This window comes from Amycolatopsis sp. NPDC023774, from assembly GCF_040639695.1.
Taxonomy (GTDB): Bacteria; Actinomycetota; Actinomycetes; order Mycobacteriales; family Pseudonocardiaceae; genus Amycolatopsis.
On sequence record NZ_JBFAAJ010000003.1, the window covers coordinates 472,993 to 488,086 of the forward strand.

Sequence of the window (15,094 nt, forward strand, 5' to 3'; positions counted from 1 at the left end):
CCGCAGGTTCGTTCGTGGTATCCGTGTCGTTCTCGTCTTGCTCGCCGCCGTCGCGGTGCTGCAGCCGCAGACCCCCGCGTCGGCCCAAACCGGCGTCGACGCCGGCGACCAGCTGCTGCTCGTGAAGGTGCGTCAGGCCGGTCTGTGGGAGATGCCCGCCGGGACGTGGGCCGAAACCCGCGGCGCGAGCCCGAAGGTGCGGGAAGTCGGCGCCGCGATCATGGTCGACCACGGCCGGCTCGACGTGATGACGCGCCAGCTCGCCGCGAAGCTCCACGTCGCGCTGCCCGCCGAGCCGTCGGCCGAGCAGATGGGCTGGCTCAACGAACTGCAGAACGCCCCCACCCCCCAGGACTTCGACCGCATCTTCGCCAACCGGCTGCGCGCGGCCCACGGCCAGGTGTTCTCCGTCATCGCGCAGGTCCGCGCCGGTACGCGCAACCCCGAGATCCGCGCGTACGCGACCGTCGCGAACCAGGCCGTGCTGCGGCACATGACGCTGCTGGAGAGCACCGGTTTCGTGGACTTCTCCGCGCTGCCGCAGGCCAACGTGGCCAGTTCCGCGGCACCCGCGGGCGCTGCGCTCGACCTGCGGACCGGAGACGTGCTCACCGGCGCCCTGCTGATCCTGCTGGTCGGCGGCGCGACGCTGCTCGGGGTCCGTTACGTGAAGTCGGGCCGCCTGCGCGGCGGCCGGCTCCGCCCGAACTCAGGAGAAACCCATGGTTGACACCGTCCACGAGGCGGTGACCACCCTCGCACAGCAGTCCACAGATCCGGCCGCACGCGGCATCGCGGCGCTCTCCGCTAGGCTGTCGTACGCGTTCATGTGCCTCACGCTGTGCTGGGGCGTCCTCACCGCCACAGGCTGGGTGCGCTCCGTCACCGGCCGCAAGGCTCTGCGCAGCGGCCACCTGACGCTGGCGACGCTCACGCTCGCGTTCGGCTGCCTCCACGCGCTGGGGTTTCTCTACCTCACGGTGAACCCGTTCTCGCTGGCCTACATCACGGTCCCGTTCATGCCGGGCACGCTCGCCCGGCACACGTTCGGCATCGTCGGGCTGGAGCTGATGCTGGCCATCGCGCTCACCACGTGCGTGCAGCGCTGGACGTCCTACCGGCGCTGGCTGTGGCTGCACCGGCTGGCCTACCCGGCCGTCGCGCTGACCGCGTTGCACGCGTTCTTCGGCGCGATCGCGAACGGTCACCTCGCGACGCTGTGGCTCGTCGGCATCACGCTGCTCGTCCCCCCGGTCACGCTGGCGCTGCTGCGGTTCCTGCCGCCGCGAACGCTCGAGCGCATCGGGCTCGTCGAGGAGCAGGTGGCGTGAAACTCCCCGGCAGTGGGCCGCGCGTGAGTGTCGACAACGACCGGTGCGAGCTCTACGGAATCTGTGCGATGGAGGCCCCCGGCCTCTTCGACCTCGGCCGGGACGGGCGCCTGCGCTTCCGCAAGCGCCTGCTCGAACCCGAAGACATGACCCAAGCGATCGCCGCGGCCCGGGTGTGCCCGATGCAGGCGATCGTGCTGAGAGGGGAACTCGATGGCTGACGGCGACCGGATCGTGATCGTCGGCGCAGGTGTCGCCGGCCTGCGCGCGGCGGAACGGCTGCGTGAGCTCGGTTTCGACGGCGAGATCGTGGTGGTGGGCGACGAGGCCCGACGCCCGTACCACCGGCCGATGATCTCGAAGCAGCTCGTGATGGGAGCGGCGCGGCCACCCGACACCACGCTGCGGGCCTACCGCGACCTCGACGTCCACTGGCGGCTCGGCACCCGCGCGACGCACCTCGACACCGTCGAGCGCGTTGTGCACCTGCCCGGCGGTGAATCGCTCTGGTACGACGGGCTCGTGCTGGCCACCGGCGTCGTGCCGCGGCACCTGCCCGGCTCGCCGCGCCACGACCCGCGCGTGCGGGTGCTGCGCACGATCGACGACGCGCTGGCCGTGCGGCACTGCCTGCACGTGAGCACCAAGCCGGCCGTGGTGATCGGCGGTGGCCTGATCGGCAACGAGTTCGCCGCGAGCATGCGCCACCTCGGCCGCGACGTCACGCTCGTCGGCCACGCGAAGGCGCCGCTGCACCGCTTCGGCAGCCGGATCTCCGACGCGGTGGTGAAGCTGCACAAGGAACACCGGACGAAGCTCGCCATGGGCTCGGAGGTGCGGCACTGGATCAGCACCGACGACACCGTCGGGCTGCACCTGACGAACAATAAGCTGCTCGTGGCGAGTTGCGTGGTGCTCGCGATCGGCAGCGTCCCGGCGGTCGACTACCTGCGTGGCTCGGGCCTCGACGTCGAGGACGGCGTGCTGTGCGAGCCGACGCTGTTCGCCGAGGGCGCCGACGACGTGGTGGTGGCGGGTGACCTCGCGCGCTGGCCCAACCTGCGCTTCGACGAGGTACCGCGCCGCGTCGAGCACTGGATCAACGCCGTGGAGTCGGCGCGCGCGGCCGCGGAGAACCTGATCGCGGGCCGGTCGGCGGCCACGCCCTTCGCGCCGCTGCCGCGAGCGTGGTCGACGCTGTACGACGTGCGGCTGCAGATGGCGGGCATGCCGTCGCTGGGCGAGGACACCGTGTCGCTCGCCGACGGCATCACCGGGTTCGTCCGCGCGGGCCGGCTCGTGGGCATCACGGGATGGGACAAGCCGCGCGCGATGCTCGACTGGACGGCCGAGCTCGACCGGCGACTGCCGGTGCCGGACTACACCCCGGTGGCACCTTCGTCGGTCGATGCGTGGACCGAGGACGAACAGTTCGACACCGACGAGCGGTTCGACACACAGGAGTTCTACGCGGAGTTCGCCGACGAGCTCGGCACCGTTCAGGACTACGCGCGGTGAGAGCCGGGGGTGGCCGCGCGCGGAGGCCGCCCCCTCCTGCCGGTCACCACGCCGTCCCTGCGGCTGGGCGGTGTGGTGACCGGCCCTTCGTCCCCAGCCGTTCGACGGTCGTGACGTTGGCGGTGCCGCCGCGTCCGCACAACGTCTGCAGGCCGAACCGCGCGTCGGCGTTCGAGCTCGTGCAGAAGCGTGGCGAACAGCTTCGTGCCCGACGCGCCGATCGGATGGCCGAGCGCGATGGCGCCGCCGTTCACGTTGCCGCGGTCCGGGTCCGCGCCGGCCTCGTCGAGCCACGCGCGCACGACGCCGGCGAACGCCTCGGAGACCTCGAACAGATCGATGTCACCGATCGTCAGGCCGGTCTCGCGCAGCGCGTGCGCGGTCGCCGGGATCGGGTTGGTGAGCATCCACACCGGATCCCCGCGCGGACCAACGGTCGTCGGTACGTGCTCTGGGCGTGAGCTTGTGCTCGGCTACGAACGCCGCCGAGGCCAGCAGCGTCGCGCTGGCGCCGTCGGAGAGCTGACTGGAGACGGCGGCCGTGATGTGGGACCCTCGAAAAGTGGCTACAGCGCGACCATCTTCGCAAGGCTGGTGTCGCGACAGGGCCTTCGCCCACGCGGAAGTCGCCGTAGGCCACGAGTTCGGCGTCGAAGCGCCCTTCCTCGATGGCAGCGGTCGCGCGTGGCTCGCCCGTAGGTTGCCCTACCGAGCAGTTGCCGGGGAGTCGCGGAGGAACTCGGCCGCAACCTCACCGACGTGCCGCTTCCCGGCTCCTCCGTCCTCGCCGTCACCTCCCTTCTCGCCACCACCAACACCAACGCCACGCCGGCGCTGGGCCCACCTCACTCCCGGCCCAGGCCGACGGCACCGTCGGCGCTCTTGCCTGGACCGCCGATGGACGCGGGGATCCGCTGCAGCCCGCCATCACCGCCGAAGGGTCTACAGTGGACGGAACTGCCCACTATGTGCTCGATGCCGCCGGCGCCGACGTCCTCCTGGCCTCCGCCCGGACCCCGGGCGGCACGGCGCTGTTCGAGATCGGCCCCACGCACCCCGGCGTCCGCTGCGAACCCGTGCCGACGATGGACGAGACCCCGCCGCCTCGCCACCGCGACGCTCGACCACGCCCGCGCGTGTCCGCTCGAACTTGTGGACCTCGCACGGGTCCGTGACGTCGCCTGTGCCGTGCTCGCGGCCGAACACGCAGGCGCCGCGTCGCGAGCACTGGAGCTCACCGCGCAGTACACGCGCCACCGACTGCAGTTCGGCCGCCCGATCGGGAGCTTCCAGGCGCTCGAGCACCGGATGGCTGACCTCCACGTGCTGGTCGAGACCGCTCGTTCCGACGCCTACGTCGCGCCGGGATCGCCCCGGCTCGCGGCGGTGGCGAAGGTGCACTGCAGCGAGGTGTTCGCGGAGGTGGCCGCCGAAATGATCCAGCTGCGCGGCGGCAGCGCGCCATCACCTTGGACCTTCCCGCGCACCGATACTTCAAACGGGCACACGCGACCGCCCAGGTTTTCGACGCACCCCATCACCACCTTTCGCGCGTCCACCCCTCGCAGGGTGGGGCCATCCCCCGTACGGGTTCTGGGGTCTGCCGGGTTCTGCTCGGCCGGCTTCCCCGAAAAACTCGACGAGGTGACCCCAGACAATCTCGTCCTCCCGGCCGCGGCCGGCCCAGGTAGCGACTTCGCCCGCCTCTCCCGTCGCATCACCGACGCGGGGCTGCTCGCGCGGCGCCCCGGCTACTACACGGCCAGGATCGCCGTGGTGACCACGCTGTTCGCCGGCGGCTGGGTCGCCTTCGCTCTCCTCGGGGACTCCTGGTGGCAGCTCGCCGTCGCCGCGTTCCAGGCCTTCATGTTCGGCCAGATCGCCTTGCTCTCCCACGACCTGGCCCACCGCCAGGTGTTCCGCAGGCGACGCCCGACCGAAGCCGCCGGGCTCCTCGCGGGCAACCTGGGTGTGGGCATGAGCTACGGCTGGTGGATGGACAAGCACACCCGCCACCACGCGAACCCCAACCACGAGGAGCTGGATCCCGACGTCGACCCCGACATCCTCGTGTGGTCGCAGGACCAGGCCCGCGCCAGCCGCGGCGTGCCCCGGTTCATCGGGCGGCACCAGGCGTTCCTGTTCTTCCCGCTGCTCACGCTCGAAGGCCTGAACCTGCACTGGTCCGGCATCCGCGCGGTTGCCCGGCCCGGCCTGCGCCGCCGTCGTCTCGAGGCCGCTCTCCTGGCGCTGCACTTCGCGGCCTACCTCACCGCGTTGTTCGTAGTTCTCCCGCCGAGCCTGGCTCTGCTCTTTTTCGCCGTCCACCAGGGACTGTGGGGTGTCTACATGGGATCGATCTTCGCGCCGAACCACAAGGGCATGCCGACACTGACCGGTCGGCCCCAGCTCGATTTCCTCCGCAAGCAGGTGCGCACTTCGCGCAACGTCCGCGGTGGCGCGATCGTGGACGTCGCCCTCGGCGGCCTCAACTACCAGATCGAGCACCATCTGTTCCCGAGCATGCCGTCGGTGCACCTGCGACGCGCGCAGCCGATCGTGCAGGGCTACTGCGCCGAGCTCGGCATTCCCTACCTGCAGACCAGCCTCGTCGAGTCCTACCGGCAGGCGCTGACCCACCTCCACGAAGCTGGGGCTCCTCTCAGGAAGCGTTCGTAGACTCGGGGGCATGCTCAGGAAAACTGTCTCGGCACTCGGTGATCTCCCGGTGGCCTTCGGCGCGAAGGCCACCGGTGCGCGTGCCGAGCGAATGCGCCGTTCGCCGCAGTACGCCGACGGCGTCTTCCACAACGCCTCACCCACGCGCTCGGCTCCTTCGCCCTCGTCCGCCGGGAGCATCCTGCGCGAGCTGTTCTTCGGCGACGACCGCGACCGCCGCAAGCCCGCCGGGGAGATCCCACTCGTGGCCGAAGCCGCCGCAGACTCCGCCGAAGGCTTGTTCCTCACCTGGTACGGCCACGCCTCGACGCTCGTCGAGATCGACGGCACCCGCGTGCTGTGCGATCCGGTGTGGAGTGATCGGGTGTCGCCCGCCGCTTTCGTGGGCCCGCGCCGCCTGCACGCCGCGCCGGTGCCGCTGGCCGCGGTCGGCCGGGTCGACGCGATCGTGATCTCGCACGACCACTACGACCACCTTGACCTCGCCACCGTGCGCGCCCTGCTCGAGGCGCACGACGCGCCGTTCCTCGTGCCGCTGGGGGTCGGCGCGCACCTGGAGCGGTGGCACGTGCCGGCCTCGCGGATCGTGGAACTCGACTGGTACGAGGAAGCCGAGGTCGCCGGCATCCGGTTCGTGGCGACGCCGGCCCAGCACTTCTCCGGCCGCGGCATCGGCAATGACAGCACCCTGTGGACGTCGTGGGTCATCGCCGGGCCTCAGCACAAAGTGTTCTACAGCGGGGACACCGGCTACTTCGACGGCTTCGCCAAGATCGGCGAGGCGTACGGCCCGTTCGATGCCACGCTCATCCAGGTCGGTGCGTACGCCCCGCACTGGCCGCACATCCACATGACGCCAGAAGAGGGCATCGCCGCGCACATCGACGTTCGCGGCGGGCTGTTCGTGCCCGTGCACTGGGCCACGTTCTCCCTCGCCATGCACCCCTGGGGCGAGCCCGCGGACCGCGTGTGGCGCGAGGCCAAGGCGAACGACGTCGCCCTCGCCGTGCCGAAGCCTGGCCAGCGGATCGAGGTGGCGAATCCGCCCACTGTGGACGGTTGGTGGCAGGCCCTGGGGTGACGCCCTGGGTCTTCGCTCGCCGTCCGTGAGACGACGCTCCGGTCTCCGGCGCGGACGGGCTTGGTTGCGCGCCGCCGAATTGACTTCCGCTGGGTACATCGCTGATCCGTTCTCGCGTGAATGTATCGGTGTGCTACTCGAGGATGTGCTGCTCGGGTGCAGAAATGGTTACTGCTGAAGGATTTCCGCACCGATGAGGACGGGACGGAGTCGCACCACGTCCGGCTGCTTTTGATGAATCCGACGTTAGCGCGCCCCGAGTGGCAAGCGCCGCCTTTCAGCCGAGCGACCACCCGATCGTGCGAACATGTGTTCGAATCGATGACACTGGCGGATCACGGTAGGCATGATGGAACGGTGCTGTTCCAGTGATCCTTACTCATCACTCAGGCCTGGGCGGCCACCTGCTGCAGATCCCGCGTCGGCAAGCCGCTCCTGCAGCCTCGCGTGCCGGAACTGGTACACCGCGCCGACTTGCCGCAACACGCCGCGCCGGTGCGCGTCGGCGCGATCGACGCGCTCGACCAGGCCGTCGGCGCCGGCCGCTCGCTGGTGGTGACCTGCCGCAGCGCCGAGCACGAGCTCGCGGTCCGGCAAGCCGGCTCCTTGCCGACACTACGACGTGGTGCTCGGCCTGGCGGGCGGGGTGGCCGCCGGGCTGTTGGGCCGGTACCTCGTGGCGAACCTGGGTGGTGTCGCCTACGGAATCGCCGGCGCCGTCATCGGTGGTCAGGTATGCCTGCCCGCGACCAGCGCGGCGCAGGCAGTGGTGGGTGGCGGTTTGTTCGGCCTTTCGGTAGGCGCGGGCGTGGGGCGCTTTTGCGTTCACCCGCCTCTGGCTGGCGTCGCGCGGTCGGATTCCATGGGGATTCATGGCTTTCCTCGCGAAGCTCGCCGGCGTGGTCTTCCCGGGCGAACGGTTGCGCACGCGCGTTTGGCGCGAGCGCGACCGGTTGCTGGTGACCGGCGACCGCTCCGGAGCGTGACGACGCTCCTGTGCTGTCCGACACAGTGCTCGTGCCACGCTGAGCCGGCCGCCAGTATTACGGTGTCGGCAAGGACACCGGAACAGGGACGGGACGGCGGATGGCGGACGAGCGCGCTCTCGGTCAGCACAGCGGCACCTTCTTCGTGGTCCGCGGACCGGTGGAGCCGGGTGACAAGCGCGGCCGCGAGCTGGGCTTCCCCACGGCGAACATCGCGCTGCACAACCAGAGCGGGCAGGTAGGCGACGGCGTGTGGGCCGGCTGGGCCGAGCGCGCGGACGGCACGCACGTGGCCGCCGCGGTGTCCGTCGGGCGCCGCCCCACCTACTACGGCGCCGATGGCTACCGGCTCGTCGAGGCCCACCTGCTCGACTTCAAGGGTGACCTTTATGGCGAGACGCTCACGGTGTGGCTCGGCGCGCACCTGCGTGAGCAGCAGAAATACGGCTCCGGGGAGGAGCTGATCGAGGCGCTCGACCGCGACGTCGCGGCCACCCGCAAGTGGATCGAGGAGAACCCGGCGAGCGAGCTGCCGGACCTCGGCACGCCGCCGCCCGACGGCGAGGTCCGCCGTATCGGCTGAGCGGGCATCGCCCGTTCGCCCGACAACAGGGAGTCACACAGCGGCGAGCAGCAGGTACCCCATACCCGCACCCATCACCGCGCGGCACACCGTGCGCGAGGTAAGCCCGGGTGAGGCCGCGCCGCGCGTGCGGACCGCGACCACGCCCGATCGCGCGGCGTCGGCCACGAAGTACATCGCACCCAGCACGGCGAGCAGCGGCACCGCGAGCCGGGTGTCCATTGAGGACATCGTGAGCCACGGACCGTGGACCATGCTGCCGTGGGGCATTGCGCTCACCATGTACAGCATCGCGGCCGCCGACAGCGCGTGGTGGCCACACCCCGAAGCGTGCGCCGCGTGCGCCCGGCCCCGCCCGCGCCACCAGGCGAACCCGAACCAGGCCGCCGTGAGCAGAAACACCGCCTGCCAGCCGGCGGCGGGGATGGGGCCGCCGACGGGCGAGATCATCGCCACCATGGCCACCACGAGCAGCAGCTCGGCGAGGTCGGCGTTGCGCACGCCGGAGCCGAGGTGCGCGTAGTCGAGGCGCACGAGCCGCAGCACGCACGGCAACGCGAGCACCGCGAAGACCGCGGTGAGCAGCCACGCCACCGGCACCGGTGCGCTCATGGCGAGCCCGCGAGGACGGTGGATCCGGACATCGTCGTGCCTGCTTTCACGCTGCGTCGCTGATCTCACTTCCACGGTGGCATTCCGCGGCGGGTGAGCACCAGCCAGCAAAGAGGTGAAAGCCGTTGCCCCACAAGAGTTACAGCTCTGCGGAACCTACCGTACCGGGCCAGGGTATGAGTCGCGCCCAGTGACGATCAAAGACCAGTCCACCGGTCGGGACGCCGGTGCCCGCGGTCCCGAGCACGGTCGCGGCTTCGCGCACCTGGTTCACCGCGGTGCCGCGGATCTGGCGCACGGCTTCGGCGATGCCGTTCATCCCGTGGCGGTAGGCCTCGCCGAGCTGCCCGCCGTGCGGGTTGAGCGGCAGTGCGCCCTCCAGCCTCAGCGTGCCGCCGGCGATGAAGTCCTTCGCCTCGCCGCGGCCGCACAAGCCCAGCTCCTCCAGCCGCCGCAGCACACACGCGGGGTGAAGTGGTCGCAGAGCACCGCGCTACGCGGACACGGCGGCGGTCGCGCGGCCGACTTCGGCCAGCACCGCGCCCACCTCCTCGACCCGAGCCCGTCGCCCCCGAGGTCCGGCGGCAGGGCGAGTGCGAGCAGCCCGGCACCGGCCGGCGCGCGCCACTGCTCGCCCGCGCCGGCGGATTTGCCGAGCGCCCTCGCGGTCAGCGCGGCGATCTCGGCCTGCGTATCGTCTGGGGTGAAGTCCACACCGGTCCCCCCTCCGAGCGGCTACCGCAAGTGATACACGTTCTAGTTTTGACCGGAAGGTGGCAGGGATTGGAGGCCCCGGCGGCTTCGGCAACCGGGTACTCCAGAAGCGGAACAGGCCGTCGAGCGAAGAGGGGCGCCGAGTCGACGTGGGTGTGGAACAGGTTCTGATGGGCGCGCTGAGCGACGTCGGCTGGCAGGCGACCCGGAAGCTGGCGACGATCCCGTCCACGGCGGGAGTGCCGGACCCGGAGCCGCTCTCACTGCCCGGCCGAGGCCAGACCGTGGTGGTCGACGTCGGCCCGCGCCAGGCGCCCGCGATCATCTTGTTGCACTCCGTGGCCTGCACCGGCCTGCTGACCTGGTACCCAGTGCTGGAGCGGCTTTCCGCCCACTACCGCGTGGTCGTGTTCGACCAGCGCTGGCACGGCCAGGGCATCCGCTCCCAGGAGTTCACGCTGCAGGACTGCGCCGACGACGTGGTGGCGGTGGCCGATGCGCTTGGCGTCGACCGGTTCATGATCGCCGGCTACTCGATGGGCGGCATGGTCGGCCAGATGGTCGCCCACCAGCAGCGCGAGCGCGTGAGCGGGCTCGTGCTGTGTTCGACGGCGAGCTACTTCCGCCGCGGCGTGCGCCAGCGCGTGGCGCTCGACCTGTTCGGGCGCACACTGCAGCTCATGCGTGACCAGGCCAAGATCGGCCTCGTGCCCGGCGAGCCGCGCCGCGAACGGCTCGCACGCCTGGAGGACCACCGGTGGGCGCTTGCCGAGTTCCGGTCCACGAGCCCCTGGGCCATCGCCGTCGCGCTCGACGAGATCGGCCGCTTCGACTCCGCTCCGTGGCTGCACACGCTTCGCGTCCCGACGTCGGTGGTCGTGACCAGCCGAGACGGCTTCATCGCGCCGGCGCACCAGCGGTCGCTGGCGCGGCGCATCACGGGCGCGGCGACGTACGAGATCCCCGCCGGGCACACGGCGTGCGTGCTCGCGGCGAACCACTTCGTTCCCGCACTGATGGCGGCGTGCACGTCGGTGCACGCGGCGATCACCGACGAGGACACCGGCCGGGTGCGCGAAGAAGAACCCGACTCGGCGTGAGGCTCAGTAGCTGGAAACCAGGTCCGCGGGGCTGAGGTCGAGGCGGTAGGGCACCTCGAGGTGTGCGGTCTCGTCGCCGGTGGCCTCGGCGTCGAGCACGTATTCGGTGCCCTCCAGACGAAAACAGCTGAGCGTGGGATCATTGGGCTCGATCACCCAGTAGAACGGGCAGCCGGCCGCGGCGAGGCGGGCGGGCTTGAGGTGGCGGTCGATGTAGCGGCTGGACGGCGAGACGACCTCCACCGCGAGCACGGGCACACCCACGAGTGCGCGCTCGGTGAAGGTCTCGCGCCGGCCGACCACCACGTCGGGGATCATCACGGTGAACTCGTCGAGCACGACGTCGACCGGTGCGGGGAGCACCTCGCAATCCGCGGGGCACACCGGGCTGAGCGCCGCGAGCAGGCGCGCGACGACCCTCTGGTGCAGCGGACGCGGAGACGGGCTCACCAGAAGCGTCCCGTCCACCAGTTCGTATCGACGGCGTTCATCCGTGATCGCCTCCAGGTCCCGACGGGTGAGACGGTCGCCGTGTGCGAACGACGGGACTGTCATCATGCTGCCCCCAGGACGGGCCGACCGGAAAACGACTACGCCAGGGTAGACGTGCACACGCGGCAGCGCGAACCGTCCTCCGGTGTGGGGGAAACCCGGGCGGCCTATTCGTCCGCGCGCCCTCCGGCGTTCGCCATCACACAGGGTCACCGAAAAGCGGCGAAACAGACCCGGACAGCCGAAGCGAACCGCGCGCGACAGGGCCGTTCGGGTCGTGTGAGTGAATTCCCGAAACGGCCATTCCCGGTAGGGTAATACGACACCGATGGATTACCCGTTGGACGTCTGAGCTGGTCCGAAACCGATCTTTCGCGGTACCGCAAATGTCCACCATGCGGCGCCACATCACGTTATCATTGCGCGATGCGCCAGTGCGGGAAACACCGAGTAAGATGGACTTCACCATTCCGCATCACGTTCGCTCTCCGTGATTAACCGGGTGGACAAGGAAATCAAGCATCCTGACTCGACGTTCGCACGCGTCAGCACACTTCGGTGGTGGTCATGCCTGCCTCGTCCGCACCCAGCCGACCCGTCTCGCTCTTCCGCCTCGACGGCGCCGGCGCCGAGGCCGACCTGCTGGTGTCTCTCAAACCCGAGCAGGTCAGCACCGACACGACGGTGGACCTCTCCGGCACGCGCGCGCGGCTCGTCGCCGGCGCGTTCCACACCGAGATCCCGCAATGGCTTCCGCACGCGAGCGCGCTGACCGGCAACGAGCTCGAACTCTCTTCCACGCTGCCGTTCGCCGTGCTGCTCGTACCGCGTCCACCTTGGACATACGCGGTGTCCTGGGGCGCCGGGCATCTGGTGCTCAACGACGAGTACGTGGAGCAGGGTTTCGGGCTGCTGTTCGGGATCCGCCGCCTCGACCCGTTCGACCTCGGGCTGGTGTCGAGCGCCGCACTCGACCTCTCGGCGCGCGCCACGCAGATCTCGATCCCGGGCGGTGGCGAGCTTTCCGCGTTCCGGCTGGAGCCCTACGGCGACCTCGTGAACCGGCTGGCCGGCTCCGCGGACCTGACCGACCTCACCTACGGGCGCGTGACCGGCAAGCGCTACCGGATCCGCGTCGGCAACTCGCTCTATGTGCCACTTGCGAAGGAACCACAGGCTTTTCTCGCGGATCTCGACGCGGTGGGTGCTGTCGTGGACGAACCCGACGCGTCCTCGGCGCTGCGGTTCGTGGCGCAGACGCGACCCCTCGACCGCCACCACCGGGTGGTGCCGGCGCTCGAGGCGCAACTGGCCGAAGCCCTCGGCGGCGACACCGGCGCGTCGCTCGGCCTGGCGTGGCCCGCGACCGCGGTGAACGACGCCGAGAACGCCGGCTCGTTCCGCATCACCGGCCTGGGTTCCGGTGGGCCGCTGCACGTCGAGTCGCGGCTGGAGCTGGACCACCTCACCGGCCGGCTCGCGCAGCTGCCCGCGGACAAGCGCGTGAAAGCCCTGCGCGCCGGGCGCGTGGTCACCTGCGCCGACGAGGCCGGCGAGGAGGAGACCGGGTCGCCCGTGCAGGTCGCGAAGTGGCTCGTGTTCGAGACGACGATCGGGCACACGCGCTACGTGTTCCACCAGGGCCGCTGGTACCGCATCGGCGAGACGTACGTGGAGCAGATGCGCGAGCAGGTCTCGCACCTGCTGGCGCGCAAGTACGAGTGGCCGGACCTCATGTGGAAACCCACCGGCGAGCCCGACGACGAGAACCGCTACTGCCGCCAGGTCGCGACCCTCGACGGGTACGTCTGCCTCGACCGCGACACCGCGACCACGCCGCTGCACCCGCGGTTCGAGCTGTGCGACCTGCTGGGCCCGGGCAACGAGCTGATCCACGTGAAGTGGCTTGGCCGCGCGACGGCCGCCAGCCACCTCTACACCCAGGCACTCGTGTCAGCCGAGGCGCTGCACGACGAGCCGGAAGCGTTGGCGCAGCTGGCCGAGAAAGTGTCCGCAGTGGACAAGGGGCGCGTGCTGACCGGCGCACCGGACACCGTCGTGCTCGCCGCCGCGGGACGCGCGTGGAACGTCGACGAGCTGTTCACGCTCTCACAGGTCGCGCTGCTGCGGCTCGACCGGGCGGTGCGCAGCCTGCAGGCGACGTTGAAGTTCGCCGACATTCCGTACCAGGCCAAGAAGAAGACGGCCGCCCAGCCCGCGAAACGCCGCCGGAAGGCGTGAGCGTCCGACGTTTCGGCCCACGCCGGCGCGAGGCGCCCGGCGGGACGGTGAGGACACTGACGACGGTTGCCCCCTGAGCCCACGTTCCGCGCCCGGGTCGAAACGCACCGGCGCCTCCGAGGCCGCGGACATGGACGCAGGGGACGCGATCTGCTCCGAGGACGCGATCCTCCGCTACCCGTGGTGCGGCGAACGCTTCCGCGACCGGATCCGCGCGCAACTCGGCTTCGTCACGCACGAAACCCAGTACTTCGCGGGCCCCTTCCCAGCGCCCGAGTCCCGGCGGTGATCGCCGGGCGGATAACCGGTCGCGGCTCAGGCCGGTGCCGCCTCGAGCAGCTCCGTCATCGCCTCGGGCAGGGCGTCGGCCAGTGGCCAGAGGTCCTTCACGAGCTCCTTGGCGCCGAGCAGGCCGACGCCGACCTTGCCCTCGTAGGAGAAGACGGTGATGTTGAGCCCGGCGCCGTGGAAGACCGGGCCGAGGGGGTACAGGCCGGTGACGCGGGCGCCGAGCAGGTAGAGCGGCACCGATGGGCCGGGCACGTTGGAGATGATCAGGTTGTGCACCACCGGATGGCGCTCCGCCAGGCGCAGCGAGGAGTAGGCCCGCACGCCGAGGCCGAACGCCGTGGCCGGGGAGAACTGGGCCCAGTCGGCGAGCATGTCGGCGTCGATGTCGTAGTGGTGGTCTTTCGACAGGCGATTGGCCTCGGCGAGGAAGAACACGCGCGCGGCTGGGTCACCCAGATGGGTGGGCAGCGAGGCGAAGAACGCGGACACCTTGTTGCTCCCGTGGTCGCGTTCGGTGCGCTCGTGCACGGACACCGGCACGGTTGCCACCAGCGGGTCTTCCGGGAGCTCGCCGCGGCCGAGCAGGAATTGCCGCAGCGCGCCGGAAACGAGCGCCAGCACCACGTCGTTGGCGGTGACGCCGAAGGCGTTCTTCACGCGCTTCACGTCGGCGAGGTCGACCTGGGCGAAGGCGACGCTGCGGTGGCCGGTGATCGTGCCGTTGAGCGACGTGCGGGGCGCGGTGAACGGGATCGGCATCCCCTTGCCGCGCAACGTCTTGCCGAGCCAGCGCGGCACCAGCTCCACCAGCTCGGGCAGCAGCTTCGCCATCTCCAACGGGCGGTGCACGAGGCCTTCCACGCTTTCGCGCAGGATCTCGACGCGCGTGGGCAGGCCGCTGTTGTGCCGCTTGTCCTGCGGGATCTCCGGCAGCGGCGCCTCGGGCTCCAGGCCCGCGAGGTAGGTGATCAGGCTGGCGCCGCCGACGCCGTCGATGCTCGCGTGGTGCATCTTGATGAGTACCGCGATGCCGCCGTCCGACAGGCCCTCGATCACGTAGAACTGCCACAGCGGGTGCGCGCGGTCGAGCTGCTGGCCGGCGATGTGGGCGCACAGCTCGGCCAGCTCGCGGTCGTCGCCGGGGGCGGGCACGCCGATGCGGTGCAGATGGTTGTCGAGATCGAAGTCCTCGTCCTCGACCCACACCGGGTGACTGAGGTTCCAGAGTGGATTGTGCAGTTTGCGACGGAACTCCGGAATCAGCGCGACGCGCTCGGCCAGCCGGCGCTGCAGCTCGGCGAACGAGTAGCCGCCGGGGATGGTGGATCCGTCGAGCGTGAGCAGCCCGCAGACGTGCAGGACCTGTGCGGGGGTCTCCAAGTAGAGGAAACTCGCATCCAGGCCGCTCAGTCTCTGCATGTCGCCAGGCTACCAATCCGGCCAACAGCCGGCGGGTTCCGAAACCG

The 15,094-nt window shown here is 70.5% G+C and carries 15 protein-coding genes and 5 pseudogenes; 13 read left to right on the top strand and 7 right to left on the bottom strand.

Going from position 1 to position 15,094, the window contains the following annotated elements; all coding sequences use genetic code 11:
• Positions 1–37: 37 nt before the first annotated feature.
• The 4 genes from AB0F91_RS11825 to AB0F91_RS11840 are packed head-to-tail and all read left to right on the top strand — an operon-like array spanning position 38 to position 2,849.
• Complete coding sequence (locus AB0F91_RS11825) at positions 38–730, top strand: DUF4142 domain-containing protein (protein ID WP_360596966.1); 693 nt, start codon at positions 38–40, stop codon at positions 728–730.
• Positions 723–1,331, top strand: a complete 609-nt coding sequence (locus AB0F91_RS11830) for a ferric reductase-like transmembrane domain-containing protein (RefSeq protein ID WP_360596967.1) — start codon at positions 723–725, stop codon at positions 1,329–1,331. Before AB0F91_RS11825 ends, AB0F91_RS11830 begins: the two co-directional genes overlap by 8 nt.
• On the top strand, positions 1,328–1,552 hold the full coding sequence (locus AB0F91_RS11835; RefSeq protein ID WP_360596968.1) for a ferredoxin: 225 nt from the start codon (positions 1,328–1,330) through the stop codon (positions 1,550–1,552). Before AB0F91_RS11830 ends, AB0F91_RS11835 begins: the two co-directional genes overlap by 4 nt.
• A complete protein-coding gene (locus tag AB0F91_RS11840; RefSeq protein WP_360596969.1) occupies positions 1,545–2,849 on the top strand; it encodes an FAD/NAD(P)-binding oxidoreductase in 1,305 nt (434 codons plus the stop codon). Before AB0F91_RS11835 ends, AB0F91_RS11840 begins: the two co-directional genes overlap by 8 nt.
• A 43-nt stretch (positions 2,850–2,892) precedes the next feature.
• Here the strand turns inward: AB0F91_RS11840 and AB0F91_RS11845 are convergent.
• A pseudogene (locus tag AB0F91_RS11845) lies at positions 2,893–3,534 on the bottom strand (acetyl-CoA C-acetyltransferase); the annotation flags it as partial.
• 290 nt (positions 3,535–3,824) lie between these two features.
• On the opposite strand from AB0F91_RS11845, the pseudogene AB0F91_RS11850 reads away from it, so the two are divergent.
• The 4 genes and pseudogenes from AB0F91_RS11850 to AB0F91_RS11865 all read left to right on the top strand — a co-directional run.
• Positions 3,825–4,250 (top strand): annotated as a pseudogene (locus tag AB0F91_RS11850) (acyl-CoA dehydrogenase family protein); the annotation flags it as partial.
• Between the two features lie 243 nt (positions 4,251–4,493).
• Positions 4,494–5,528, top strand: coding sequence for an acyl-CoA desaturase (locus tag AB0F91_RS11855; protein WP_360597102.1), 1,035 nt, complete (start codon positions 4,494–4,496; stop codon positions 5,526–5,528).
• Between the two features lie 10 nt (positions 5,529–5,538).
• On the top strand, positions 5,539–6,609 hold the full coding sequence (locus AB0F91_RS11860) for an MBL fold metallo-hydrolase (RefSeq protein ID WP_360596971.1): 1,071 nt from the start codon (positions 5,539–5,541) through the stop codon (positions 6,607–6,609).
• 156 nt (positions 6,610–6,765) lie between these two features.
• Entirely contained in the window at positions 6,766–6,981 is a 216-nt protein-coding gene (locus tag AB0F91_RS11865; RefSeq protein ID WP_360596973.1) for a hypothetical protein, read from the top strand.
• Positions 6,982–6,984: 3 nt separating this feature from the next.
• On the opposite strand, the gene AB0F91_RS11870 is transcribed toward AB0F91_RS11865, so the two are convergent.
• Positions 6,985–7,206 carry a hypothetical protein gene (locus AB0F91_RS11870; protein ID WP_360596975.1) on the bottom strand — a complete coding sequence of 74 codons (222 nt, stop codon included), beginning with the start codon at positions 7,204–7,206 and terminating at the stop codon, positions 6,985–6,987.
• A gap of 278 nt (positions 7,207–7,484) precedes the next feature.
• Between AB0F91_RS11870 and AB0F91_RS11875 the strand changes: the two are divergent.
• Both AB0F91_RS11875 and AB0F91_RS11880 read left to right on the top strand, forming a co-directional pair.
• Positions 7,485–7,638: pseudogene (locus AB0F91_RS11875) on the top strand (3-alpha,7-alpha,12-alpha-trihydroxy-5-beta-cholest-24-enoyl-CoA hydratase); the annotation flags it as partial.
• 57 nt (positions 7,639–7,695) lie between these two features.
• Positions 7,696–8,178: a riboflavin kinase gene (locus tag AB0F91_RS11880; protein WP_360596977.1), complete on the top strand. Its 483-nt coding sequence runs from the start codon at positions 7,696–7,698 to the stop codon at positions 8,176–8,178.
• A gap of 33 nt (positions 8,179–8,211) precedes the next feature.
• Here AB0F91_RS11880 and AB0F91_RS11885 read toward each other — a convergent pair whose 3' ends face one another.
• The 3 genes and pseudogenes from AB0F91_RS11885 to AB0F91_RS11895 form a co-directional block, all read right to left on the bottom strand.
• Positions 8,212–8,790, bottom strand: a complete 579-nt coding sequence (locus tag AB0F91_RS11885; protein WP_360596979.1) for a DUF5134 domain-containing protein — start codon at positions 8,788–8,790, stop codon at positions 8,212–8,214.
• 139 nt (positions 8,791–8,929) lie between these two features.
• Positions 8,930–9,282, bottom strand: a pseudogene (locus AB0F91_RS11890) (hypothetical protein); the annotation flags it as partial.
• Between the two features lie 10 nt (positions 9,283–9,292).
• Positions 9,293–9,504: pseudogene (locus AB0F91_RS11895) on the bottom strand (acyl-CoA dehydrogenase); the annotation flags it as partial.
• A 149-nt stretch (positions 9,505–9,653) separates the two neighbouring features.
• Here AB0F91_RS11895 and AB0F91_RS11900 point away from each other — a divergent pair.
• Positions 9,654–10,604, top strand: a complete 951-nt coding sequence (locus tag AB0F91_RS11900) for an alpha/beta hydrolase (RefSeq protein ID WP_360596981.1) — start codon at positions 9,654–9,656, stop codon at positions 10,602–10,604.
• A 3-nt stretch (positions 10,605–10,607) separates the two neighbouring features.
• On the opposite strand, the gene AB0F91_RS11905 is transcribed toward AB0F91_RS11900, so the two are convergent.
• The gene (locus tag AB0F91_RS11905) at positions 10,608–11,159 is read right to left on the bottom strand and encodes a Uma2 family endonuclease (protein ID WP_360597103.1); all 552 of its coding nucleotides are present in this window, start codon (positions 11,157–11,159) and stop codon (positions 10,608–10,610) included.
• Between the two features lie 504 nt (positions 11,160–11,663).
• Between AB0F91_RS11905 and AB0F91_RS11910 the strand changes: the two genes are divergently transcribed.
• Positions 11,664–13,337, top strand: a complete 1,674-nt coding sequence (locus AB0F91_RS11910; RefSeq protein ID WP_360596983.1) for a TIGR04141 family sporadically distributed protein — start codon at positions 11,664–11,666, stop codon at positions 13,335–13,337.
• Positions 13,338–13,467: 130 nt separating this feature from the next.
• Positions 13,468–13,626, top strand: coding sequence for a hypothetical protein (locus AB0F91_RS11915; RefSeq protein ID WP_360596984.1), 159 nt, complete (start codon positions 13,468–13,470; stop codon positions 13,624–13,626).
• 26 nt (positions 13,627–13,652) lie between these two features.
• On the opposite strand, the gene AB0F91_RS11920 is transcribed toward AB0F91_RS11915, so the two are convergent.
• The gene (locus tag AB0F91_RS11920; RefSeq protein WP_360596986.1) at positions 13,653–15,047 is read right to left on the bottom strand and encodes a wax ester/triacylglycerol synthase family O-acyltransferase; all 1,395 of its coding nucleotides are present in this window, start codon (positions 15,045–15,047) and stop codon (positions 13,653–13,655) included.
• Positions 15,048–15,094: the final 47 nt, after the last annotated feature.

Coding starts and splice junctions, on each gene's coding strand:
- AB0F91_RS11830 (WP_360596967.1), top strand. CDS start 723: ATGGTTGACACCGTCCACGAGGCGGTGACCACCCTCGCACAGCAGTCC.
- AB0F91_RS11840 (WP_360596969.1), top strand. CDS start 1,545: ATGGCTGACGGCGACCGGATCGTGATCGTCGGCGCAGGTGTCGCCGGC.
- AB0F91_RS11860 (WP_360596971.1), top strand. CDS start 5,539: ATGCTCAGGAAAACTGTCTCGGCACTCGGTGATCTCCCGGTGGCCTTC.
- AB0F91_RS11880 (WP_360596977.1), top strand. CDS start 7,696: ATGGCGGACGAGCGCGCTCTCGGTCAGCACAGCGGCACCTTCTTCGTG.
- AB0F91_RS11885 (WP_360596979.1), bottom strand. CDS start 8,790: ATGAGCGCACCGGTGCCGGTGGCGTGGCTGCTCACCGCGGTCTTCGCG.
- AB0F91_RS11905 (WP_360597103.1), bottom strand. CDS start 11,159: ATGACAGTCCCGTCGTTCGCACACGGCGACCGTCTCACCCGTCGGGAC.
- AB0F91_RS11910 (WP_360596983.1), top strand. CDS start 11,664: ATGCCTGCCTCGTCCGCACCCAGCCGACCCGTCTCGCTCTTCCGCCTC.
- AB0F91_RS11915 (WP_360596984.1), top strand. CDS start 13,468: ATGGACGCAGGGGACGCGATCTGCTCCGAGGACGCGATCCTCCGCTAC.
- AB0F91_RS11920 (WP_360596986.1), bottom strand. CDS start 15,047: ATGCAGAGACTGAGCGGCCTGGATGCGAGTTTCCTCTACTTGGAGACC.